General features: G+C 39.7%; 17 protein-coding genes. 3 read left to right on the top strand and 14 right to left on the bottom strand.

The features are described from left to right. Nucleotides 1–19: 19 nt before the first annotated feature. From QFX38_04115 to QFX38_04090, 6 genes are all read right to left on the bottom strand, one after another. Nucleotides 20–607 (bottom strand): 30S ribosomal protein S3ae, encoded by a 588-nt coding sequence (locus tag QFX38_04115; protein ID MDI9624048.1) that lies wholly within the window; start codon nucleotides 605–607, stop codon nucleotides 20–22. 114 nt (nucleotides 608–721) lie between these two features. Further along, the gene (locus tag QFX38_04110) at nucleotides 722–1,045 is read right to left on the bottom strand and encodes a NifB/NifX family molybdenum-iron cluster-binding protein (protein MDI9624047.1); all 324 of its coding nucleotides are present in this window, start codon (nucleotides 1,043–1,045) and stop codon (nucleotides 722–724) included. 32 nt (nucleotides 1,046–1,077) lie between these two features. Beyond that, nucleotides 1,078–1,641 carry a flavodoxin family protein gene (locus tag QFX38_04105; protein MDI9624046.1) on the bottom strand — a complete coding sequence of 188 codons (564 nt, stop codon included), beginning with the start codon at nucleotides 1,639–1,641 and terminating at the stop codon, nucleotides 1,078–1,080. After that, nucleotides 1,638–2,423 (bottom strand): S-methyl-5'-thioadenosine phosphorylase, encoded by a 786-nt coding sequence (mtnP, locus tag QFX38_04100; GenBank protein ID MDI9624045.1) that lies wholly within the window; start codon nucleotides 2,421–2,423, stop codon nucleotides 1,638–1,640. The genes QFX38_04105 and mtnP overlap by 4 nt, the downstream gene beginning before the upstream one ends. Nucleotides 2,424–2,428: 5 nt before the next feature. Next, complete coding sequence (locus tag QFX38_04095; GenBank protein ID MDI9624044.1) at nucleotides 2,429–3,877, bottom strand: RtcB family protein; 1,449 nt, start codon at nucleotides 3,875–3,877, stop codon at nucleotides 2,429–2,431. A gap of 26 nt (nucleotides 3,878–3,903) precedes the next feature. Continuing rightward, complete coding sequence (locus tag QFX38_04090; GenBank protein MDI9624043.1) at nucleotides 3,904–4,329, bottom strand: archease; 426 nt, start codon at nucleotides 4,327–4,329, stop codon at nucleotides 3,904–3,906. Nucleotides 4,330–4,417: 88 nt separating this feature from the next. Here QFX38_04090 and QFX38_04085 point away from each other — a divergent pair, with 88 nt between their 5' ends. Further along, a complete protein-coding gene (locus QFX38_04085) occupies nucleotides 4,418–4,594 on the top strand; it encodes a hypothetical protein (GenBank protein MDI9624042.1) in 177 nt (58 codons plus the stop codon). Here QFX38_04085 and QFX38_04080 read toward each other — a convergent pair. Then, nucleotides 4,572–5,681, bottom strand: a complete 1,110-nt coding sequence (locus QFX38_04080; GenBank protein ID MDI9624041.1) for an ORC1-type DNA replication protein — start codon at nucleotides 5,679–5,681, stop codon at nucleotides 4,572–4,574. The genes QFX38_04085 and QFX38_04080 overlap by 23 nt on opposite strands. Before the next feature lie 27 nt (nucleotides 5,682–5,708). Then, nucleotides 5,709–6,440: a DUF115 domain-containing protein gene (locus QFX38_04075; GenBank protein MDI9624040.1), complete on the bottom strand. Its 732-nt coding sequence runs from the start codon at nucleotides 6,438–6,440 to the stop codon at nucleotides 5,709–5,711. A gap of 118 nt (nucleotides 6,441–6,558) precedes the next feature. Between QFX38_04075 and QFX38_04070 the strand changes: the two genes are divergently transcribed. After that, entirely contained in the window at nucleotides 6,559–7,713 is a 1,155-nt protein-coding gene (locus tag QFX38_04070) for an alanine--glyoxylate aminotransferase family protein (protein MDI9624039.1), read from the top strand. Nucleotides 7,714–8,114: 401 nt separating this feature from the next. Here the strand turns inward: QFX38_04070 and glmM are convergent, their stop codons facing one another. The 5 genes from glmM to thiC form a co-directional block, all read right to left on the bottom strand. Next, entirely contained in the window at nucleotides 8,115–9,482 is a 1,368-nt protein-coding gene (glmM, locus tag QFX38_04065) for a phosphoglucosamine mutase (GenBank protein MDI9624038.1), read from the bottom strand. Next, complete coding sequence (locus tag QFX38_04060) at nucleotides 9,479–10,873, bottom strand: glycosyltransferase family 39 protein (GenBank protein MDI9624037.1); 1,395 nt, start codon at nucleotides 10,871–10,873, stop codon at nucleotides 9,479–9,481. Before QFX38_04060 ends, glmM begins: the two co-directional genes overlap by 4 nt. A 35-nt stretch (nucleotides 10,874–10,908) precedes the next feature. Next, nucleotides 10,909–11,298, bottom strand: a complete 390-nt coding sequence (locus QFX38_04055) for an OB-fold nucleic acid binding domain-containing protein (GenBank protein ID MDI9624036.1) — start codon at nucleotides 11,296–11,298, stop codon at nucleotides 10,909–10,911. A gap of 129 nt (nucleotides 11,299–11,427) precedes the next feature. Then, entirely contained in the window at nucleotides 11,428–13,083 is a 1,656-nt protein-coding gene (locus QFX38_04050) for an ATP-dependent DNA ligase (GenBank protein MDI9624035.1), read from the bottom strand. A 30-nt stretch (nucleotides 13,084–13,113) separates the two neighbouring features. Continuing rightward, nucleotides 13,114–14,385 carry a phosphomethylpyrimidine synthase gene (gene thiC / locus QFX38_04045; GenBank protein MDI9624034.1) on the bottom strand — a complete coding sequence of 424 codons (1,272 nt, stop codon included), beginning with the start codon at nucleotides 14,383–14,385 and terminating at the stop codon, nucleotides 13,114–13,116. 48 nt (nucleotides 14,386–14,433) lie between these two features. Between thiC and QFX38_04040 the strand changes: the two genes are divergently transcribed. Beyond that, the gene (locus QFX38_04040) at nucleotides 14,434–14,832 is read left to right on the top strand and encodes a CBS domain-containing protein (GenBank protein MDI9624033.1); all 399 of its coding nucleotides are present in this window, start codon (nucleotides 14,434–14,436) and stop codon (nucleotides 14,830–14,832) included. A gap of 5 nt (nucleotides 14,833–14,837) precedes the next feature. On the opposite strand, the gene QFX38_04035 is transcribed toward QFX38_04040, so the two are convergent. Then, nucleotides 14,838–15,653, bottom strand: a complete 816-nt coding sequence (locus QFX38_04035) for a DUF2099 family protein (GenBank protein MDI9624032.1) — start codon at nucleotides 15,651–15,653, stop codon at nucleotides 14,838–14,840.

Raw genomic sequence — 15,653 nt, 5'->3', positions numbered from 1 at the left:
CTAGTATGGGGCTCCTTTTCTAGGCTGGTTCCTCTAATACTCTTGTCTTTATTATCTCAACCCTTTTGAGGGGGTAAACCTTCTTGGCTTCATGATATATTTCTGAGGCTATTTTCCCTGTTACAATACCCTCTACGAGCTCGTTAAAGGTTTTTTCACTTGCAAGCTCTTCTATTTTATCTTCGATGATCTTACGCATGTATCTTTGCTGTGATGATTTGGCTCGCCGGGTTGTTATGGCGAGGGTATGGATTTTTACCTTGTAACCATCCTTTGTTTTCACTATCTTTGGAGCGTCAACACGACTAGTACCTCTTCTTATCATGCTTCGCACATAATCTGTTGTAACCTCGTGGCCTATGAACTTTGTAGTTGCCTTGTCTCCTGTCACGTTTTCTATTTCAAATTTTAATTTAACATATTGCTTTGAAAAATCACCGGTAAGTTCTCGCATCGTAGCCTCTACTCTCCTAGTAAATAATAGTTTAGGGTCACGTGCAGGCGTAACACCTATCTCTTTTTCTCCGAATAAACTCGGGGCTGTTACAGTATACCATTTTTTTTCTTTCCATGTGTCTCTCACTCTTCTTCTTCTCACTTTAGCCATTATATCACCCTAAAAGTTGTGAATTTTTCCATGAAAAATTAGAATTACAAAAACTTGGGTCCTAATTTTCCAAAATATTGAAGTAGATTATTACACTAGAAGATATTTAAATATTTAGCTTTTCATAAACTTGTAATGTTTAATATACCTCTTAATAACCTCGTCTATGGGCCCTTCATCTGATACGAGTTTTATACTCGCCTCTTCAAGGCCTAATTTAGCCCTTAATCCGGCCTGGACAGCTATTACAATATCACAGTCTCTAACAGCATCTAATGTTTTCATCCATTGATGTTTTTCAGCCGGGTCAATGTTAATTTCTCTTTCATCAACCATCTCCGCTTTTTCACCATCGAACTCGTAAATAATAAACTTAGATGCTTTACCGAAATGCGAGTCCACATTTTCACCGTCAGATGATGCTACAGCTATCTTCAATTTAACAACCCCAAAAAAGGGTGTATGGAGGTCTAGTATATTTTTTTGATCAGTTTAGCCACGTTTTCGCCGAAATGTTCTATAGTTTCAATACCCTCTTTATCATCTTCAACTTCACCAGCAGCCCAGGCGAATAGGATATTCCAATAGGTTGAACCTGGGACTATCATATCATTTATGAGATAGAACATTAGCATTTCTTGTATTGTAGCTGTATGACCACCCCTACGGGCCACTGCAATGGGTCCGCCGACCTTCCATTTTAAGAAATTGTCAGAGGCTCTTGAAACCATCCCTATCCTTTGTAGTGCTGACATGACATCTCCGCGTGCTGTTCCAAAATATACTGGGGATCCTATTATGAATCCTTCTGATTCTCTTATTTTTTGGATGATGGTGTTGAGCCCATCATCTATTGCGCATTCACCTGTCTTTGCACAGGTTAGACATGCCCTACAAGATTTAATGTCCAGTCTCCTTAAAGAGATTATCTCGGTTTCAAGGCCTTCTTCCCTGATTTTCTCGGCACATCTTTCTAGGGCTGTCATAGTGTTGCTTTCTTTCCTCGGACTTCCACATAATAATAAAACTTTCATTTTGGCATCTCCTCTTTAAGTATTTCATCTACAGAGGCGTCTTTAAGCGTCTCATGACATTCACATGGGGATTCATCAATCATTTCAACACTCCTACTTATAATATCTATGATAATGGGCCTTTTCTCCTCCAAGACCTCGAAGACTTCTTTTATGGTGAGTTTATCCTCTGAGATTGAGGCTGCATAATTTGATACAAGGCAGAGGCTTGCATAGCACATTTCAAGTTCTCTTGCAAGGACGGCCTCGGGTAATCCTGTCATCCCTACAATTGTGCCTCCTAGGATTTTGAACATTCTTATCTCGGCCGCGGTTTCAAAACGGGGCCCTTCTGTGCACACGTATACTCCACCATCCTTCACTTCGCCAGAGGATAGTAGTATGTTTCTGAGTTTTGGACAGTATGGTTTTGTAACATCCACGTGGACTGTTTTTTTGTCATAGAATGTTCCTATCCTCGTTTTTGTGAAATCTAGGAAGTCATCTGGTGTGACTATTGTCCCTGGTTTGATGAATTTGTGGAGTGATCCTGCGGTGTTAGTTGCGATTATCTTATTGACACCTAAATGTTTAAGGGCCCATATGTTTGCTCTGTAATTTATCTTGTGTGGTGGATAGTCGTGGCCTTCTGCGTGTCTGGGTATGAATGCAACTTTTTTGCCATGGATTTTGAAAATTGATATTGGGGGTGAATCCCCATATGGTGTTTTTATAACCTTTTTTTCCACCTTCACATTTTGAGGTGTTTTGTAAATTCCTGTTCCACCTATTATACCTATCAAGTATGTCACCCTTTGGCGACGCCTAATGGTATCATTTTTGCGACTAGTCGTGATATTCCTGTTTTGTGGGATGTGTTAACGACTATGTCCACGTCTTTGTAGGCTCCTGGCGCTTCTTCCGCGATTACTGGCATTGAAGTGGCCCTGACGTATATTCCCATCCTTGATAGGTTCCTTTGGACTTGTTCGCCACGGTATGTTCTTTTCGCGCCTGCTCTGCTCATTTTACGCCCTGCTCCATGGGCGGTGGATCCGAATGTTTCTTTCATTGCAGTTTCTGTCCCGTGGAGTACATAGGATGATGTTCCCATTGTACCTGGTATTATGACTGGTTGGCCTATCTTCCTATACTTGGAGGGTATTTCTTTTCTCCCTGGGCCGAAGGCTCTTGTAGCTCCTTTTCTGTGAACGTAAACTTCCCTTTTCAAGCCTTTTATTGGGTGGGTTTCTTTTTTGGCTATGTTGTGGGCCACGTCATATAATATTTCCATTTCCATGTCTTCTGCGCTTTTGTTGAATACTTGTTCGAAGGATTCTCTCACCCAGTGTACTATCATTTGTCGGTTGGCCCATGCGTAGTTTGCTGCTGCTGCCATTGCTTGGAAGTATTCTTTCGCTTCTTCTGAGTCTACTGGGGCGCAGGCTAACTGTCGGTCTGGTATTTTGATGTTGTATTTTTTGTAGGCTTTGTCCATGATTTTTAGGTAGTCTGAGCAGATTTGGTGGCCGCATCCCCTGGATCCTGTGTGGATTAGTACTGTTACTTTCCCGGTTTCTAAGCCGTAGGCCTTCGCTGCTTTTTCATCGAATATTCTATCTATTCTCTGGACTTCTAGGAAGTGGTTGCCTGAGCCTAATGATCCTAGTTGTGGTATTCCCCTCTTTTTTGCTTTTTCGCTTACTTTTGTTGCGTTGGCTTCTTCCATTTTACCATTTTCTTCGAGGTATTCTAGGTCTTCTTCCCAACCGTATCCGTTTTCGACAGCCCATTCTGCACCGTTTTCTAGCACTTCATCGATTTGACCCTCTTTTAGTCGTATTTTGCCTTTGCTTCCAACGCCTGATGGCACGTTCCTGAATAGTGTGTCTATGAGTTCTTTTATTTTTGGTTTGACTTCTTCATGATCTAGGTTTGTCTTTAATAGTCTGACTCCGCAGTTTATATCGAATCCCACGCCACCTGGGCTTATGATACCGTTGCTGGCGTCGAATGCTGCAACACCACCTATACTGAATCCATAGCCGAAATGTATGTCTGGAAGGCCGATTGAGAATTTTTGTATGCCGGGTAGGCATGCTACATTCGCCACTTGGTCAACGGCTCCTTTCTCCAAATCTTTTAAGGCTTCTTCGTCTAGGAATATTCGCCCTGGGACGCGCATGCACTCTTTATAATCTGTGGGGACTTCCCATACTGATTCTCTAACTTTTATCAAGATATCTTTCACATTCATTATAATCCACCCCAAGTAGGGTTCTTTTATAGGTCTACTATCACTCTAACTTTATATTGGCCTTTTTCTTCTCGCACATCCATAAGATGGTAGGTGACTGCTTTTACTTCATCGCGGATTTCATGTATATTGGGATCTATATTGTCACCTAGGGCTTTTCCTTCTAGTCTATATACTCTATTTTTTTGTATATTAACTTTGAATTTTGAGAAGAATAGGAATTCTGTATCCTTTAGGAATAGGAGTTCGTCGAGCCAATCATGTAGAAGTGATATTTCATCTTCGGCTTCTAATTCTATCCTTTTTTCTTTTTTTGGTTGGACTTTTTTTGTGTCTGTCATTAATTCGAACATTGCGAGGGCTGCGTTTTCGAAGGCCTCTTCTATTGTTGACCCGTATGCCCAATAGCCGGCGTCTGCTGTTACTTCAAAGTATTCGAATTTTTTCTTCATGTTCTCTCCAACCTGTTATTAGTTTTCATATGCTCTTCCTCTTTTATTATATCCTCCCAGAATTTGACAATAACATAGGTGATGAAAGATGTATCGGTTGGATAGGTCAAAGAAAAAAGGGAGTTTCACAGACCTTAACATTGAAGCTTGTATCATAATATTCATTGTCCTTTTACTTGTAATAGGGGGCGTATATTTTTTCGCGAGCACGCCAAATTCTAATTATCCAGTAAGCCTATTCTTCATCTATCTAATTCCTTTTTAAATCTTGGGATTATAAGACGCGCATTACCACGCTTACCTTTACCCGTGAATGGAGTGTCAATAAGTCTTAAAAATTCAAGTTTTTCCAGTATCCTATTAAATGTTGAATAACTTAACCCTGTTCTCCTTTTAAACTCCTTATAGGCTTGGCCTGCTGTTAAATTTTCACTTCCAGCAGCTATAATAATCTTTAGGAGTTCTCTTTCATTTTTTGAAAGATTTTTTATTGTGTCTTTAAAACTTGTGGATATTGTGTCTTTTATGGCCTTTTCAAGGTGTGCTTTTTTTATCTTGGGGGAGGCTTCGGCCTCGGCGAGGTTCCCACAGACCCTTAGAAGGTTTATACCATATCTTAGGTCTCCAGTTTCAAATGTTAAATTTGTTATCTCCTCTATTATTTCATCAGAAATTACACCATCATAAAATCCTATCCTGGCCCTGTCCTTTAATATGTCATGTATTTCGTCGTAACTATAGGGTTGGAATATTATCTCCTGGGGGATGAACACTGAGTTAACATTTTTATCAAGAGCATATCTAAACTCAATATCCGATAATACAGCGAATATACCCGTTCTAACATTATCAAAAGTCTCATATGCCCTTAGAATATCATAGAATATCCTATTAGCCTTCTTGTCATGGAATAGATGGTTAACATCATCTAATGCTACTATAAGGGCCTTATCCTCTGTTGAAAGTTTATGCATTATATCATGGTATATCCTAGAAAATGGAACCCCAGTCTCTGGAGGATAATATCCGAAGATCTTATAGTATATCTGTGAAAATATGCCGAAACGTGTAGTATGCAATTGACAGTTAATATAGGAGCATATAACTTTCTCCGAGCTAGCTTCAACCATTTCAAAGAGTTTCTTTATGGCTGTGGTTTTACCAGTTGCACAAGCTCCTAGTACAACAGCATTAATGGGCCTCCCATTCATTAAGGCAGGTCTTATGCAAACTGCAAGAGCTTCCATCTGCGAATCCCTGTACTTAAAATTTTCAGGGATATAATCAGGGTCAAAGGCTTGTAAGTTCCTGAATATTGTCTCATCATGTAAGAGGATATCATCTATTCCCATGATATGATAATTATCCTTCAAAGTATATTAATCTTTCAATGATTTAACTTCTACGAGATTATAGATTTTAACATCCTCGTTTTCCATTATCCAATTTATAAGCTTCTTGGCATATTCCAGTTTCAACCTTTTAATCTTATCTGCTTTTTCTGTCTTTTCACTTATCTGGGGCCTTGAATATTTTGTGATGATATCACCAAAATCCATACCAGCCAAGATTATAAGTTTAGCGCCTAATTCAACCGCGAGGAAAACAGCCCTATCACCATCAGTGAAACCCCCAAAATTGTGTAAATCCCCTATCGGGGATGTCTGGGTCGTTCCGAAAATGTTCCTAAGCTTTGGAAGATAAGATTTTAGCCTCTCTAGGTTATTACCATGTGCATGTACCACTACGAAAGAACCCGCCTTATTCGCCCTGATTATATCATTGATTTTACCGTCAAGGTCTGTTACAATGATATCAGGTAGTATGGATTCTTCTAGGAGGGCGGTTGTAGCCCCATCAGCAGCTATCACAGTGAAAACCCCAAGGTCAAAATCCTCCTTTAAGAGCTTCAAATGTTTTTTAATGGATGGTCCAGCCCCGAAAACTATGAACTTATCATTATGTGGCAGATCATCCATATCAACTTTTATATTCCTATGCTTTTGGAGGAAATCATTAAGATATTCAGCAGCCTCCATATCAGCAACGGGGTCGAATTTGAAATCTTCTATGATTTTCTCATACCAGCCTATCCACGTTTTAAGATCCATTATAACCACATTCAAAAAGACCAAATTTTTTATTAGGTGATAGTCTTTGGATAAGTATAAATCTTTTTAACATCCTCTTTATTAATATGAAAGTAATAGAGATTGGGAGGAGTTTTTCATGGATGAAACATTATTGATGATCCCAGGTCCAACTAGGGTCACCCCCAGGGTATTAAAGGCCATGTCAGAGAATATAGTGAACCATAGAAGCGCCGTATTCGGCAAATTATTAACAGAAACAAGTGAAATGATCTCTGAGATATTCCAGACCAATAATAAGTCCTATATACTCACAGGTTCTGGTACTGCGGCCATGGAAGCAGCAATAGTTAATATACTGGAACCCGGTGACAAGATACTTAACGTAGTCGGTGGAAAATTCGGAGAAAGATTCAGTAATATTGTCGAGGCATTCGGGGGTGAATCAAAGAGGATCGAGGTCGAATGGGGGAAAGCAGCGAATCCTGATGATATTAAAGAAGCCCTTGAAGAAGATGAGAATATAAAAGCAGTTACTGTGGTGCACAATGAAACTTCTACTGGGGTTGCCAATCCCATAAAGGAGATAGGTAAGATCCTAGCTGATTATGATGCACTTTATATTGTTGATACCGTCTCCTCACTAGGAGGGGCTGAAGTAGATGTTGATGGATACAATATAGATATTTGTGTTACTGGTTCGCAGAAATGCCTCGCAGCACCTCCAGGTTTAGCTGCGATAACATTGAGTGATGAGGCATGGAATGTTGTTGATAATACAAATTCAAGATGCTATTATTTAGACCTTAAGAAGTATAGGAAGACCAGCAGCATGGAACCTCCAGAGACTCCTTACACACCAGCAGTCTCATTAGTATACGCTTTACATGAGGCATTGAAAGTCGTGGAGGAAGAAGGACTTAAAAATAGGATTAAAAGGCATGAATTAGCTGCTGAGGCCACTAGGAATGCTATAAAGGCCTTGGGCCTTGAATTGTTCCCTGATGAGGAGGTTTCATCCACAACTGTTACAGCAGTTAAATTACCAGAGGGTGTGACAGACGCTGAACTGCGGGGTACCATGAGGAACAAGTATCACGTGGAACTTGCAGGTGGACAAGATCATTTGAAGGGTAAAATATTCAGGATAGGACATATGGGTAACATAACACACAGGGAACTTATAACAACATTCTCAGCACTTGAAATGACCCTAAGAGAACTTGGATTCGACGTGGAGATGGGTGAAGGCGTAGCTGCAATAGCAGACACCTACCTACCCCAAAAATTATAAAAAATTTTTATTTTTTTGGGTTTTATGCTTAATATTGTGCTTGTTTTCCCATCTATTCAAATGTAGGCTATGATGGTTCTTGTGGATTTTGTCCTTTCCCCTTTTACAACTACTGGAATACTCCATTATTGAGGGCGTGCCACTTGTGGTATTCGCAAATTTTGCAGGATTCGTTGCCATCGTAATCAGCTGCAATATTCTGAGCCCCCATTTTGTGGATATTATCTAATGATTTCTTGGGATTTTGTAATGCTTTGGGCTTCTTTATGGAAAAATAGAATATTCCAATTAAAATCGGTAAAATATGAGCCAATAAGGATATATTTTGAAATCCATTTTTCAAACCAGCAGAAAATTTTACTAGTGGGATTATTATTTCATTAGGTTCAATTCTTGGATTTCTAGCCTATCTCATTGATTGACCTTTTAACGATACTGATACCCCATTTGGCCATTTGGGTGGCTTTTTCTTGGCTTTTGGCTTCCGCGAAGCATCTGAATATGGGCTCTGTGCCTGATGGTCTTATGATCACCCACCCATCTTCTTTAAATATTTTAACGCCATCTGTGGTGTCTATCCTGTCGATTTTAGGGTCTCTTTCAACCTTTTCCTGGACGGCGGCCATTACCTTGGGTTTAAGTTTATCTGGACATTCTATTTTCATCTTTTCGGAATAATATCTTGGTAGTTCGGCCACTAGCTTAGAGATTGGTTTGCCTTCTTCGGCCATGATCTCAAGTATCTTGGCGGCTGAGAGGGCCCCGTCCCTGCCATATACAAAATCTGGGAATATTAGACCACCATTTTCTTCGCCGCCGAAGATTCCTTTTTTTTCTTTGAGGGTTCTTGCCACGATTAGATCGCCTACTGGGGTTGTTATAACCTTTCCATTGTTTTCTCTTGCAATATCATATATAGCTGAAGTGGTCGCTACTGTAGTTACAATCAGGCCTCCTTTGTTTTCTTTTAACATTTTCTTCTCTACTAATGCGAAGGTTTTATCGCCGAAGATGAAATCTCCCTTTTCATCTATACAGATAGTTCTGTCAGCGTCGCCATCATGGGCTATGCCAAGGTCGGCCCCACTGGCTTTAACAGCATCCATAAGATCTTTCAGGTTTTCTGGGGTTGGTTCGGGGTTTCGGCCTGGGAAAAAGCCGTCTGGTTGACAATTTAATGATAAGACTTCGCATCCGAGCTCTCTTAGAAGGTATGGTGTTGTATATGAGGCAGCCCCTGATCCGCAGTCAACTACAACAGTAAAATTAGCTTCCCTTATAATATCGGCATCGACTCTCTTTATAACTTCATCTATGTATTCCTTGATAATCCTCCTATTTTTGGTTGTGGAACCTATACTATCCCATGGGACTCTTTCAGCCTTTTCTTCGAAGAAGATTTTCTCTATTTTTTCTTCTAATTCTTCTCTGATTCCTATACCGTGTTCATCGACGAATTTTATCCCATTGTATTCTGGGGGGTTATGGGATGCTGTGATGATAACCCCTGCATCATAGTATCTTCTAACAGCATATTGTACAGTAGGGGTTGGGAGTATCCCAAGATCTACAACATCACATCCGCTAGATAGTAGGCCTGCTATAACGGCATGTTTTATCATGGCGGTAGAGGTCCTGGTATCACCACCCACGGCAACTTTTCCATTTATGAGAGAGCCGAATGCTGCTGATAATCTTGAGGCAAATTCTGGTGTTAATTGTTTGTTTGCAATCCTTCTAACACCAAAAGTACCGAATAGTTTTTTCATGTTATCGACCTTTCGTAGATTTTGAAATCATTATTCATGTATACTAGTCTTGAGTATGGGGGTGGAGTCATATTAGTTTTAAGGATTATATAGCCTATTTTTTCTCGTATCATTTCTTCCTTTGTGAATTTTCCATTTATGTATTTATTCCTATTGATAGATTTAACAGTACCTGGTGCATAGCCTCCACCGGCTACTGGCTGATCTGAAATAGATACTATTATGGGCTCCAGATGATAATCTGCAGCTACAACAACTCTCTCATGATCTCCGTGATACTTGAACCATTCTGCAACTTCAATTGCGGTAGCAGAGATTGAAGGTTTTGTGGAATTGGCAGTTACATATCCATTATACAATGATAAAACCACTATTATCAACAAGAAGAGAGCGTATTTCCTTTTTTCAAAATTTAAGGCTTTTGTGGCTAAACTCGCTAGTACTGCTACTGGGAACAAATTGAAGTAGATTATTCTCTCTGTAATTACATTAACGCCAAAGATATAAATTACACTTATGAATGTCACGCTGATAAACCAAGAGAATATCATCATGTCCTTTTTTTCCCAATCCCCTATGATGTTAATGAGCCCTATCAATGCTAAGAAGAATGGAATTGGGCCTATAAATTTTATGTAGTCTCCAAATGGTAATTTTTGGGTTGGTGGTGATTTGAATACAAAACCATATTTCATGAGAATGGGGATGAACCAGAGACTACTTGTGATTAAACCTACTATTATAATTATCCAGTACTCTTTGAGATTTTTTTCACCTTTGATTTTCAGGATGATAGTTGTGAGTGTTATCACAGATAATATGATTATAGCTGATAGTAGATGGGTAAGGAGAATTAGACCCCATATGAAACCAGCTACTAGTGCATATCTCTTGTCACCTTTTTCAATTGAAAGATAATAAAAATAGGCGAGAATAGGTAAAAATATAATTGCCATGGCTTCTGGGATTGGGAGCATCATCCTCTGGAATAGGGGGCTTAAGATTATAAACATACCTGTGAGGAATCCTATAGTATTCCCATAAAGTTTTCTTGAAACATAAGAAAATGAAAAAACCCCAAATAATGCCAAAAATGGTTGTATTAATCTCGCGGCTAAAAATGGGCTGATATTCAAAATTTTCACAATGGATAATAGAGATAGATGGAAAAGTGGGGGATAAAATATCGGCCTTCCATAAGGGGCTGCAGTTAAATTATCCCAGAAAACTATGCCTTCACTGTAAAGTTTCATATTATGTATATGATAGTAGATATCCCAGCTTAATGGCCAATTATATTTTATTGTGGGTATTAGCGCTAGTGTGAATGCGAAGACAGCTGGTATGAATATTATGAGCTTGTTAAACTTCGATTTTTTCAAATAATCCAAGGTTTCACCCCCAAAATAGTCCGGTTATCTTATTTTCATAATATTTTTAGGTTTTGGGGCTCTTCAAGTATGATTTCCATTGAACCCTTGTATTCTGTTATTTTACCTGTGATTTTTATTTTTCTGTATTTGAACGTTTCTATATTCAGGTCGGATCTTTCAACCTCATTTTTCACAGATTCAAATACTACAACTGTTATTCTTCCAGTACCATCATTTAATGTGATAAATGATGCTTTACCAGTCTTTGAATTTTTTATTTCCTCCACAAAACCTGTTACTGTGACTTTTTCGTCGATCATGCCCTTATTTATTTCTTTTATTTTAACTTCTCTGGGCATGATACTACCTGCTGATACTATCATCCCTATGAGACCCACTAATGCAATTAAAATGACAATCTTAAATATTTTCTCATCCTCCAACATAAACACCATATTAATTATAGACTACTAAGTATTATTATATTTTATGGCATGCGCTCCCCAACTATTTGAATTTCCGAGAAAAAAAAAACCACAAAATTATAGGTTCTGCATATTATAGGGGGTTTTTCATGCTTTGAAGAGTGATTCTATACGTTTTATGGTGTCAACATCTTCTAGGCTGAGATCATCCCTTATCCTTTTCACTACTGGAAATCGAAGGGAATATCCGCTTTCATATTCCGGGCTTTTGACTATTTCACTATATGCCACTTCTAGGATTATTTCAGGTTTTACCTTGATTTCCCTCCCCTTCTCCTCTATCGTTATCTCCTTTAGTCTTTCTGTGAGTTCTTTGAGTGTTTTATCATCTAGGCCTGTTGCAACATGTGCCACCGTTTTCAATTCACCGGTTTCATCATCCCTCGCCGCTAGTAAATACGACCCTATGAGGTGTGCACGTTTTCCTTTGCCGTATGTTCCGCCAATAACCACCAAATCTAAAGTTTCAGGTTCTGCCTTGTACTTGAGCATCTTTTTGCCACGTATCCCAGGTATATATGGTGCGTTCGGATCCTTTATCATTATACCCTCATGTCCCTCTTTTATAGATTCCCTGAAGAGTGATATACCATCATTGATATTCTCGGTATTGACCCTCAATTGTCTACTTAATTCTATCTTACCCTCTATGGGCCTGATTATAGACTCCAAGATCTTGCGCCGCTCTTTGAAGGGTTCGTCTATGAGTGGTCTCCTATAATATAATATGTCGAAGAGGTAAAGTGTGAGGGGTATTCTAGTTATCATTTCTTCAATGTCGTATTTTCTCTTCACCCTTTGGAGGATGTATTGGAATGAACCCGGCCTTCCTTCAATGTTTACGATGATTTCCCCTTCTACTATGAAATCTTCTTGGGGTAATGATTTTTTCACGCGTTTGATGATCTCGGGCACGGCATTGCTTATATTTTCTAATCTGCGAGTGAATATTAAAATCTCGTCACCTTTTCTATGTATTTGGACTCTCACACCATCATATTTGGTTTCGCAAAGTGCTTCCCCAAGTTCTTCTATGGCAGATTCTATGCTTTCTGCCAGTTGGGCTAACATTGGCTTCACTGGTCTTCCAGGTTCTAGTGAGAGTTTGCGGAGTCCGGCTTCGCCTTCACTCTTGGCAACCTTGGCCACCATTCCAAGGTCGTTGGTGAGCATGTAGGCCCTTTCAACAATTTCTTTATCGATGTTAAATGCTAGTGATATGGCGTCACTTATAATACCCTCACCAGCCCCAACCCTCAATTCCTCGAGTATTGTTCTTGTTATATATTTAGCTTCGACTGGGGAAGCTAAGGATAGTATGCCTAGTAGTATGTCTATTTTTTTTGATTGGGCTCCTGGGCCTGTTATATATGCCAGTTTTCTAAGATCGTTATAGACTTTTTCGACTGTGAGGGGATGTGGGGTGAATGTTAACTGGGATTTTCTTTTGAATAATACTTCACTTGCTTTGCCTATGTCGCCTTGTTCGCGGATTTCTTCTTCTATTTCATCAACACTCACACCAGTGACGATTGATATCGCCTTCATTAGAAGTTTAGGCCCGATTCCAAGCTCTTCTTCGCTCCATGTTGGAAAAACACGGCCTAGAAGGAGTAGGGTTACGGTTGGTAAAAGTTCGGTGTCTGTCTCTCTGAGGAAATCGGCTATTATATCAGTCTTTTCTAATCTTTTGGTTGTTGATTCTAGTCTGTTATAGAGTTCAGCTAAATTTTTGTATTCCATTATTATCCCCTGGGACATTTTAGGGATGTTTTATTGCCTTTTGAAGAGTCTTAAGGCGCAGTATTCGCCACACATTGAACACATGTCTTTTTCTTCAACTGGACATTGCATCCTATACTTTCTGGGTTTTTCATGGTCGAATGCTAATTCAAATTGCCTCTCCCAGTTGAAGTCTCTTCTCGCCTTTGCCATCTCTAATTCCATGTTCCACGCCTTCATCATCCTCTTAGCGGAGTCAGCTGCCTGTGCAGCTATCTTTGAGGCTATAACCCCCTCTTTAACCTCTCTTATACCTGGTATGGTTAAGTGTTCTGCCGGCGTGACATAACAGATGAAATCTGCTCCATGATATGCCGCTATGGCCCCTCCAATGGCCGCGCTTATATGATCATAACCTGGAGCCATGTCAGTTACTATAGGACCCAAGACATAAAATGGAGCTCCTTTACAGATGGTCTTCTGAATTTTCATATTCGCGGGGATTTGATCTATTGGGACATGTCCTGGCCCCTCTACCATACATTGTACATTCGATTCCCTGGATTTTTCAACCAATTCTCCTAGTATGATTAATTCTTGTAATTGGGGGGTGTCTGATGCATCTGCCAGACAGCCTGGTCTCAGTCCATCACCAAGACTGAGTGTAACATCATATTCATAGGCTATTTCGAGGAGATATTCATAGTCTGAATAGAGTGGATTCTCCCTTTTGTTGTGTTTTATCCATGTGGCGAGGAAAACTCCTCCTCTGCTCACCATTCCCATGATCCTATTTGATCTTTCTAGTTTTTCTACTGTGTCTAATGTTATGCCAGAGTGGACTGTCATGAAGTCGACTCCGTCTTTTGCTTGTTTTTCTATTGTATTGAAGATGTCGTCTTCGTCCATGTCAACTATTGAACCATTTTTTTCCGCGGCTTTTACACCGGCCTCATAGATGGGTACTGTGCCAACTGGTACATCCACCTTTTTTAGTATTGTTTTTCTTATCTTGGCTAATTTTGGTCCTGTGCTCAAATCCATTATGGTGTCTGCTCCGTGTTGGATGGCGACAAGCGATTTTTTAACTTCTAATTCCGGATCTTCCAACTTGGGGGAAGAACCGACGTTAGCGTTTATTTTTGTGGATAGGCCTTCACCTATCCCACATGGGATTGGATTATGGATTGGATTTGATGGTATGACAATTCTACCCTGTGCTACTCTTTTCATGATCTTTTGGATCTTATAATCTTCTGATTTGGCCACTTTCTCTATTTGGGGTGTTGTGTTGCCTTTTTTTGCTTCTTCCATTTGAGTCACTTTGGATCCCCTCACCTTTAATATATAATTGGGAACACAAATAAATTTATGATACGGAAACTTTGTGCAAAGGATATTATGATAAGGGATGTTATCGTGGTGACACCAGAGGAGTCTGTGGCTGCCGCGAAGTTGAAGATGGTCCGGGCTAATATTGGTGGAGTGCCTGTAGTAGAGGGGGATAAGCTTGTTGGGTTCATAACACATAGGGATATTTTATTGGCTGGGAGTGAAGTTCTTAAACTTAAAGTGAAGGATATTATGAGCCGAGACCTTGTTGTAGTTGACAAAAACGCTTCTATTGGCAGTATAAGTAAGATAATGGTGGAGACTGGCTATCAGAGGATCCCTGTAGTGGAGAATGGGAAATTATTGGGTCTTATAACTCAGAGTTGTGTGATAAAGGCTATAGCCGATCATATAGAAGATGATTGCTTTAAAAAGTAGGATATTTAGATGAGTGGATAGGGTAATGGAGGGTTTTTCTTTTCTTTAAGGCCGCCTATTTTCTCTATCCGCTTTTTTATGAACTTTTCACCTTCTTTTGTGGCGGCGTATATTGGTATTGAGTATCCTGCCTTGAAGAGTGCTTTTTTATCGCCGATGTGGCGGATGTGTTTTGAGGCGCACGATGTTATGATATCGGCATTTTGGAAGAGTATTTCAGCTTCTTTTTTTGTTATACCGGTAAGGTGAACAGCAAAGATATAAACTTTCTTGTCCATTTTCCTTATTTTAACCGCATCTTCTATATCGGCTACTGTAACGGCTATAGAATTGTATCCTTGGTCTAACGCTTTTTTAACACCCATGGGTTGGTCTATTTTCCCAGTTTCTGGTTCTAATACGTTTTCTTCTCCAAGTTCTTCAATGATCCTTTTTATGGGGCTTGTTTTAACCACTCCTGAGATTCTTCCACCTACTCCCTGTGCGAATTCTGGTTCGGTTATTAGAACTGTCCCAGCCCCTTCACATACCATCACTGCGCAGTCTATCATATTTTCTTCGAGGAGTGTTGAGATTATCTCAGAAACCCCAAAGGAAAGGAAATCCTTCATCTTAAGTTCTCTCTTTGGCGTGCACATACCAAAGTCTCTTATGCGGAATTCTATGTTCTCACGTATAGTTTCCTTGTTTAGTTCTTTGATGCCCCTATACTTATGGAATAGTGGACAGTATTTTATCATGGGCTCTCCGAGTGAGACTATCCTACCATCCTTTATTCTGATCCTTGTCCTTCCCAAGGCTTCTATGATATGCTCATCCAT

Origin of the sequence: Methanothermobacter sp. (assembly GCA_030055615.1) — an archaeon.
GTDB lineage: Archaea > Methanobacteriota > Methanobacteria > Methanobacteriales > DSM-23052 > Methanothermobacter_A.
Note: the sequence above shows the minus strand (reverse complement) of the source record. Positions and strands in the feature narration are given on the sequence as shown.

Coding starts and splice junctions, on each gene's coding strand:
- QFX38_04090 (MDI9624043.1), bottom strand. CDS start 4,329: ATGAAGAAAAAATTCGAATACTTTGAAGTAACAGCAGACGCCGGCTAT.
- QFX38_04070 (MDI9624039.1), top strand. CDS start 6,559: ATGGATGAAACATTATTGATGATCCCAGGTCCAACTAGGGTCACCCCC.
- glmM (MDI9624038.1), bottom strand. CDS start 9,482: ATGAAAAAACTATTCGGTACTTTTGGTGTTAGAAGGATTGCAAACAAA.
- QFX38_04050 (MDI9624035.1), bottom strand. CDS start 13,083: ATGGAATACAAAAATTTAGCTGAACTCTATAACAGACTAGAATCAACA.
- QFX38_04075 (MDI9624040.1), bottom strand. CDS start 6,440: ATGGATCTTAAAACGTGGATAGGCTGGTATGAGAAAATCATAGAAGAT.
- QFX38_04085 (MDI9624042.1), top strand. CDS start 4,418: ATGTATCGGTTGGATAGGTCAAAGAAAAAAGGGAGTTTCACAGACCTT.
- QFX38_04040 (MDI9624033.1), top strand. CDS start 14,434: ATGATACGGAAACTTTGTGCAAAGGATATTATGATAAGGGATGTTATC.
- QFX38_04105 (MDI9624046.1), bottom strand. CDS start 1,641: ATGAAAGTTTTATTATTATGTGGAAGTCCGAGGAAAGAAAGCAACACT.
- QFX38_04095 (MDI9624044.1), bottom strand. CDS start 3,877: ATGAATGTGAAAGATATCTTGATAAAAGTTAGAGAATCAGTATGGGAA.
- QFX38_04035 (MDI9624032.1), bottom strand. CDS start 15,653: ATGGATGAGCATATCATAGAAGCCTTGGGAAGGACAAGGATCAGAATA.
- QFX38_04115 (MDI9624048.1), bottom strand. CDS start 607: ATGGCTAAAGTGAGAAGAAGAAGAGTGAGAGACACATGGAAAGAAAAA.
- QFX38_04080 (MDI9624041.1), bottom strand. CDS start 5,681: ATGGGAATAGATGATATCCTCTTACATGATGAGACAATATTCAGGAAC.